Here is a 7,343-nt window from a genome sequence, read left to right as displayed (position 1 = left end):
CATGCCTATCCCCCATTACTTTCTTTTTACAAAATACTTATCCATACGAACAAGTAGGACTAGAAGAATGAATACAAACCATACTCCTAAGATTAGCCAGCTATTTAAATCGTGTAATTGAATATATACAATTCCAAGAGTTGCAGCTATTAGCCAAAAGATTGTCCAACCCATTTTTACACCTGAGAAAGGTACATAATATAGCTTTTGTCTTTTACGGAATACCATAAATAAAGCGATACAATAGGCTGCTATATACGGAATAACAGTTCCCCATATATTGAGGTAAGGTACAAAAATAAAATTCAATGCAACTGATACAATTGCAGCTATCCCAAATGCTATAGAAATATGTTTTGTTTGTTTAGAATAAAATATTCCAGTAGAAACAATCATATAGTAAAAGCTTAAAAATGTTGCGATTGAAATAGGTGCAACATATTGAAATGCAATTCTAAAGTTATCTGGCATTACTAAAATAATCCACGGCATAAATGTCGCTAAAGCTAAAACTCCAAAGCTACCAATGATTAAAAATGCCGCATATAATGTGGCAAATAATTGTGGACTATCCTTTTTGTCTTTTAAAGACATAGAGAATGGTCTCCACGCTAGTTGTATACCGCTCGTCAAAAGAGTTATAAAGGTTGCAAACTTAATAGCGGTCCCATAAATACCTACATCATCTAATGTTCCATATGCCCGTATAAAAAAGTTGTTGGCATTCGCTATGATCCAAAAGGCTAAAGAGGCAGGCACTAGGGGAGCAGCGTAAACTAAGATTTTCTTTAAAATAGCTTTATCGTACAGTGGCTTCAAATAAACCCGAACAGGCTTTATTAACACTAAGACGATAATAGCTACGCTGACTAAGCGAGCTACTAGTATCCCTTCTAATGAAGTCCATACAAACATTAAGAAAAGGACAGAAACTACTGCTATTAATAGCATTTTACCGATTGTAGTAAAGACTACTCTCTTCGTATGGAACTCATATCTTAAAATAGTTAAGACTAGTGTAATAATGGTATCTAAGCATAACGTACCTAGTGCAATATAAAATAGTTGAGAATAGCCCGCGGATTCTAATATAAGAGCAGACAGCCAATCTCCCCCGATTAAAAATACTGCAAATAACAAGATAACTATTGATAAACGAAACGTCATAACCGAGCGAACGTACTTTTCCCGCGTTTCTTTATCTTTGTATTCAAAGTAATAATAAGCTAACGCGGAATCAGTACCAAATATTACGAGGAAAGTAAGCATAGATACAGTAGTATCTACCATCTGTAGCATTCCCACTAGCGATTCTTTTTCAAGATAATGTGCATATAAAGGGAATAATATAAATGCGATTAGTTTAGTACCTACGTTCATAAATGCATAAAGGAGCGAATCCGCTCCTAAACGTTTTAACTGAGAGAACACTTAAAGAAGCTCCTCCTCAGGTACATTTTTCAAGAATTTTGCTGGGAAACCTTTTATAACAGTTTTCTCTTCTGTATCCTTCGTTACAATTGCTCCAGCTGCTACAAATGTTTCTTCTGCTATTGTTATACCAGGTAGAATAATAGACGCTCCACCTACACGAGCTCCACGTTTAACAATAGCTCCTTTAATCTTGTCGAAGCGTGCTTCCGTTCTACCCATATAGTTATCATTTGTAGTTGTCACACATGGTGCGATAAATACATGATCTTCTAAAGTAGAATGAGCAGTGATATATGAATTCGATTGGATTTTAGTTCGGTTACCGATTGTTACAAAGTTCTCAACTGTAACATTGCGACCAATGATAACAAAAGAGCCAATTTCAACATCTTCTCGAACCGTTGCTAAGTCAGCAATTAACGTACTCTCTCCGACTTTTGCTCCTCTATATACAATTGTATTAGCTCCAATTGTACATTCCTTACCAAGCTCTAAAGGAGGAATTTCTTTTGTGATTTGCATTGTGCTTGTTTTGGCAGGCTTAGGCTGTTTGCCTACTACGGCACCATCATCGATGGTGGTACCATCACCAATGATGGTACCAGCGTGAATTGTTACACGATTGCCTATGCGAACGTTATCGCCAATCTTTGCTCCTTCTTCTATAACAGAAAAGTGTCCAACTGTCGTTTTCTCGCCTAACTCAGCAGTTTCATGTATAAAATTCATCTTGTATCCCGCCCTTATAATTTAATATAGCGATTTGGAGTTTCAATTCCTTTAAACGCATTACGAGTGTCAAAAATAACTTTTGATTTTTGTGCAATATGAGCATAGTCAAAGCCAGTATGATCAGTAGCTAGGATAACTAGGTCTGCTGAATCTAACACCTCGTCTGTTAATTCGACAGTTTCATGTGTTTCTCCCGCAGCTCTAAATGTAGTTACATGTGGATCAACCGTTTTGAAGTTAGCACCTTGTTGCATTAATAGTTCTACTAATTTTAAAGATGGAGATTCGCGCATATCATCGATATCTTTTTTGTAAGCTACACCTAAAAGTACAACATTTGCATTTCTTAACGCTTTACCTTCATCATTTAAAATTTGCATTGCACGAGTAATTACATACTCAGGCATCGTATTGTTAATCTCACCAGCAAGCTCGATTAAGCGAGTGTGGTAATTGTATTCTCTAGCTTTCCAAGTTAAGTAGAATGGGTCGATTGGAATACAGTGACCGCCTAATCCTGGGCCTGGGTAGAATGCCATAAAGCCATATGGTTTTGTTTTTGCAGCATCGATTACTTCCCAAACATCAATTCCCATTTTCTCACAAAGAATAGCCATTTCGTTAGCTAGAGCGATGTTAATGTGACGGAAAGTGTTTTCGAAAATTTTCTCCATCTCAGCGATAGCCGGACTAGAAACCTTATGCACGTCACCTTCTAATACATTGCTGTACATTGCAGCAGCTACTGTTGTACATTTTTCTGTGATCCCACCAACTACCTTTGGTGTATTTTTTGTATTGAAGCTTTTATTACCTGGATCAATTCGTTCAGGTGAGTAAGCGATGAAAATATCTTCTCCTGTTACAAATCCTTTATCTTCTAATGCTTTTTTAATAATTTCTTCCGTTGTACCTGGATAAGTTGTGGACTCAAGAACTACTAGTGTACCTTTTTTAGCATATTTAGCAATTTCATTTACAGAGCTTTCAACATAAGAAGTATCAGGCTGTTGATAAATGTCTAATGGAGTTGGTACACAAATAGCAACGGCATCTACTGCACTAATTGAACCGTAATCAGTAGAAGCTGTTAAATGACCTGACTCAACCATTTCTTTTAAATCTACGTCTACAACATCACCGATATAGTTAATTCCTTCGTTTACTTGTTGAACTTTTGACTCTTGTACATCAAATCCTATTACTTTATAACCTGCTTTAGCTTTTTCAACTGCAAGTGGTAAACCAACATAACCTAAACCAACTACCCCAATAACTGCAGTGTGGTTTTCAATTTTCGCTAATAATTCTTCATAATATGTAGACATTTTATACTCTCCTTTTAATTGGTGCTGTTTTACTCAAGTAAAGACACCATCTTATCAATAAATGTTTCATGTTTTGGTACTTCAATTTTCTTTCGAGCGCAAAATGGGACAAGCGGTATCTGAGGAGCTGCCTCCTCACTTTTCTCCATTTGCCTGTCGGGGCAGACATAGGTGCTTACGCTTTTCTTGTCTAGCTCCTGCACCTTGCCCGACAGGCATAGGTGCTTACGCTTTTCTATAGTTTCTTGCATCGATTAGATACTTCCACATCGATAGGGAAAGGATTGCTAATAGGATTCCTAGGATGAACCCTGCAATTGCTCCTTCTGTTCCATATGTTTTTGTTTGAGCTACTCTGGTTTCTCCAGCAACGCTTGGTTTTTCATAAGCAATGACGTCATTTCTTACTCTTTGTTCCGTAGCCAAAGCATTTGTTAAATCCATTTCAGCTGCAGATAATAAGGTAGTAAAGTTGTTTATTACCGTAACATTATCAGATTCAATTAATACTTTTTTATAATCTTCTATTGTGGTTTTTAGTGTTTCAATACGCTCTGCTTGAATGCTTGCATATTTTTCGGTACCACCGATTACTTTGTCATGTTGGTTCATTAATCCAGCTAATAATTGATCATTAAACTGATTTAATTCGTTCATTACTTGCTCTTCAGTATCTCCATATGTCTCTGTTTTTATGTAACTTCTAGTTGGGACAAAGACTTCTGTTTTCCCTGTAAAATGTTTTCCATACTGAGTCATGATATGATCAGGATTAGTTAGAGCCTCTAACTTTACAGATCCAGTAAAGACTGTGCTTTTTGCTACATACTTCCCATCTGATGGCACTAAAAAGGATGCACCAAAACCTATTAAAGCTGCAACAACCGGGATGATGATGAACCAAATCTTTTTCCTCCAGAAAAATTCTAGAGAGTCATATAATCGATACGATTTATTTTCTGACATATCTCTTCTCCTTTATACCCATTCATAAGGTAGTTAAAGGGAAACGTAACAAAACGTCTCCCTTTACTTTTAAATCATTATTTACTAGCAAAGAATGCTGCAATTTTTTCTACAACGAATTGCTGCTGTTCTTCTTTAAGCTCTGGGAACATTGGTAAAGAAAGTGCCTCGTTTGCAGCTTTTTCTGCATTCGGGAAATCTCCTAGTTTATACCCTAAGCTTTCAAATACCGGTTGGATATGTAATGGTAGTGGATAATAAATCATTGTATCTACTCCATTTTCTTTTAAATAAGCTTGAAGCTCATCTCGACGCTCTGTCAAAATAGTATATTGGTGGAATACATGATGGAAACCTTCTACTTTAACAGGAGTCTTAATGTGTTCTCCAACCTTTTCATTTAACAATTGAGTGTAAAGATCGGCATGCGCTCTACGTTGCTCACTCCAAGTGTCTAAATGAGGGAACTTGACATTCAATACTGCAGCTTGAAGCTCGTCCAGTCGGCTATTATAACCAAGCACAGCATGATAATATTTCGGTTTACTACCGTGTACACGAATAACACGAGATTTCTCTGCAATATCATCATTATTAGTAACGACCATACCGCCATCACCGTAAGCTCCAAGGTTTTTAGTTGGGAAGAAGCTATAAGTCGCAGCATCTCCTAATTCACCAACAGTAAAGTCACCTTGTTTAGCTCCAATTGCTTGAGCAGCATCCTCAATAACAATTAGATTATGCTTGTCCGCAATTTTACGAATGCTCACCATATCAGCCATTTGACCGTATAAGTGAACTGGAATAATAGCTTTCGTTTTGTCCGTAATATGCTTTTCTATCTCAGCTGGATCTATATTGAAAGAAACAGGGTCGATATCACAATAAACAGGTGTTGCACCGGCTCTGACGATTGCCCCACCAGTAGCAAAGAATGTAAATGGAGTTGTAATTACTTCATCTCCAGCACCTATACCTGCTGCTTGTAATGCAATATGAATTGCATCACTACCATTCCCACAACCAATCCCATGTGCCACATGGCTATATTCGGCAATATCCGCTTCTAGTTTTTTAACATTGCTTCCTAGAATGAAAACAGAGCTACTCATAACTCCGTCTAACGCTTCTAAAACTTCTGTTTTTAGCGATGCATATTGTTCCGATAAATCTAACATTGGTACTTTCATTTGTTTACACCAACCCTATATGAATTATTTAATATATGAAAAGCGCAACCCACCTTTTAAAGTGGTCTAGATAGTTTTTATCTACATACTAGAGGGCTAATTACGCTTATACCCAACAACTTTTTGAAAAACAGAAATAATTGGTCGATATTCATCATTCACTAACCCAATTTTCTCAGCAACGATTTCAAATGCAATTAATATAAATAAAATAATAAAAATTGCCCAACGTAAAGTTAGTGTCTCAAATGTAATCGCTGATATACTAAATATCAAACCGAAACCATATATTACTAATACGGTATCACGATGAGACAAGCCAAGTGCAAGCAATCTATGATGCAAATGAGACTTATCTGCCACCGATATCGGCTTACGATTAACTAACCGTCGAATTATAGCGAAGGAAGTATCAAAAATTGGTACTCCTAAGATTAAAATAGGAACAACAAAACTAAATAATGTAACGCTTTTGAAAAGTCCTAATAACGAAAGGACGGCAATAGCGTATCCAAGGAACATGGACCCTGTATCACCCATAAAGATTTTTGCTGGGTGGAAATTATGAAATAAAAACCCAAGCGTACTCCCTAGTAAGATAAGAGACAATGTAAGTATTAACATTTTATCAGCAGAAAATGCTAAAAATGCGATACTTGCAAATACGATTGATGATATTCCAGCTGATAAGCCATCTAATCCATCAATTAAGTTGATAGCGTTCGTAATAGCTAGAATCCAAAACAGTGTTACTATATAAGAGAAAATACCAAGTTCAAATACACCTAAAAAAGGAATATTTAAAACTTCAATTGTTAACCCACTACCCATAACAGCGCAAGCTGCTAATATTTGACCTAATAACTTAATTTTTGCAGAGATCTCATATTTATCGTCTATAATACCAAGCACGATAATAATCAGAGCACCTACAATAATTCCAGTAATCTTTGCTTCATACAATCCCGCAACGAAATAACCAACTGTTACTGCTATAAAAATTGCAAGTCCGCCTAAGCGAGGCATCACTTTTTGATGAACTTTTCTTTCAGAAGGTTTATCCACAGCCCCAATTATATGTGCAAACTTAATTACTAAAGGGGTAACTGCGATTGCCGTGGCCATAGATATGATAAAAGCAAGAAGTAATTTTATATCCAAAAATATCATCCTTGTTTTTTTATTTTCTTTTTAGCCGCTAGGTTCTACAAAATAGACGAACTAACGACATGAAAGTTTCTTCAATTAATGATTATACTATAAAACTAGCTTTGTAACCAAATTTAATATAAAGAAAGAAAAGACTGACTTTTCGCTTTAGTATGAGCAAAAATCAGTCCTTTCTATTCTTGTAAAAAGCTTTATTTTTTCTAGTACTATATTATGAGAATTCAGGCCAGTTCACTTGTAAACTGTCTCCCTCAATCTTTTCTAAAGTACGGTACTTGAAGGGAAGCATTTCTTGCATCTCCGGTTCCTCTAACAAGGTCTCCAAAGGCAACAGATTAAAGCTTTCATCTTCCTCTTGAATCATATATGCCCCTACTACCTTACCATTTTCCTTGATGTTAATTCGCATAAAAGCTGGAAAATATAAATTGTTATTTGATTGAATTATAGAGGATGCTAGTACAATATCTTTGCCGTCTTGAACTATGGAATCCTGTTCAATCTTCTCAAAAACCTTTGC

At 36.1% G+C, this 7,343-nt stretch carries 8 protein-coding genes; all 8 read right to left on the bottom strand.

All coding sequences use genetic code 11. The features are described 5' to 3' along the window. Nucleotides 1-15: 15 nt before the first annotated feature. Nucleotides 16-1,431: a lipopolysaccharide biosynthesis protein gene (locus AC06OU_RS17585; RefSeq protein ID WP_475857498.1), complete on the bottom strand. Its 1,416-nt coding sequence runs from the start codon at nucleotides 1,429-1,431 to the stop codon at nucleotides 16-18. Beyond that, nucleotides 1,432-2,163 (bottom strand): acyltransferase, encoded by a 732-nt coding sequence (locus AC06OU_RS17580; protein WP_475857496.1) that lies wholly within the window; start codon nucleotides 2,161-2,163, stop codon nucleotides 1,432-1,434. It abuts the gene before it with no gap. Nucleotides 2,164-2,177: 14 nt separating this feature from the next. Further along, entirely contained in the window at nucleotides 2,178-3,494 is a 1,317-nt protein-coding gene (locus tag AC06OU_RS17575) for a nucleotide sugar dehydrogenase (RefSeq protein ID WP_475857495.1), read from the bottom strand. Between the two features lie 29 nt (nucleotides 3,495-3,523). Next, nucleotides 3,524-3,745, bottom strand: a complete 222-nt coding sequence (locus AC06OU_RS17570) for a hypothetical protein (RefSeq protein WP_475857493.1) — start codon at nucleotides 3,743-3,745, stop codon at nucleotides 3,524-3,526. Beyond that, a complete protein-coding gene (locus AC06OU_RS17565) occupies nucleotides 3,720-4,460 on the bottom strand; it encodes a hypothetical protein (protein WP_475857492.1) in 741 nt (246 codons plus the stop codon). Before AC06OU_RS17565 ends, AC06OU_RS17570 begins: the two co-directional genes overlap by 26 nt. Before the next feature lie 77 nt (nucleotides 4,461-4,537). Next, complete coding sequence (locus tag AC06OU_RS17560; RefSeq protein WP_475857491.1) at nucleotides 4,538-5,653, bottom strand: DegT/DnrJ/EryC1/StrS family aminotransferase; 1,116 nt, start codon at nucleotides 5,651-5,653, stop codon at nucleotides 4,538-4,540. A gap of 96 nt (nucleotides 5,654-5,749) precedes the next feature. Then, nucleotides 5,750-6,814 carry a glycosyltransferase family 4 protein gene (locus tag AC06OU_RS17555; RefSeq protein WP_169358790.1) on the bottom strand — a complete coding sequence of 355 codons (1,065 nt, stop codon included), beginning with the start codon at nucleotides 6,812-6,814 and terminating at the stop codon, nucleotides 5,750-5,752. Between the two features lie 220 nt (nucleotides 6,815-7,034). Continuing rightward, nucleotides 7,035-7,343: hypothetical protein (locus tag AC06OU_RS17550; protein ID WP_475857488.1), on the bottom strand; the 309-nt coding region annotated here is incomplete at its 5' end.

The sequence above is a fragment of the Psychrobacillus sp. genome (assembly GCF_056205495.1).
This window is presented reverse-complemented; position numbering and strand designations above follow the sequence as displayed.

What these genes read in the sequence shown, in the direction of transcription:
- AC06OU_RS17580 (WP_475857496.1), bottom strand. Translation starts at nt 2,163, where the DNA reads ATGAATTTTATACATGAAACTGCTGAGTTAGGCGAGAAAACGACAGTT.
- AC06OU_RS17575 (WP_475857495.1), bottom strand. Translation starts at nt 3,494, where the DNA reads ATGTCTACATATTATGAAGAATTATTAGCGAAAATTGAAAACCACACT.
- AC06OU_RS17570 (WP_475857493.1), bottom strand. Translation starts at nt 3,745, where the DNA reads ATGCAAGAAACTATAGAAAAGCGTAAGCACCTATGCCTGTCGGGCAAG.
- AC06OU_RS17565 (WP_475857492.1), bottom strand. Translation starts at nt 4,460, where the DNA reads ATGTCAGAAAATAAATCGTATCGATTATATGACTCTCTAGAATTTTTC.
- AC06OU_RS17560 (WP_475857491.1), bottom strand. Translation starts at nt 5,653, where the DNA reads ATGAAAGTACCAATGTTAGATTTATCGGAACAATATGCATCGCTAAAA.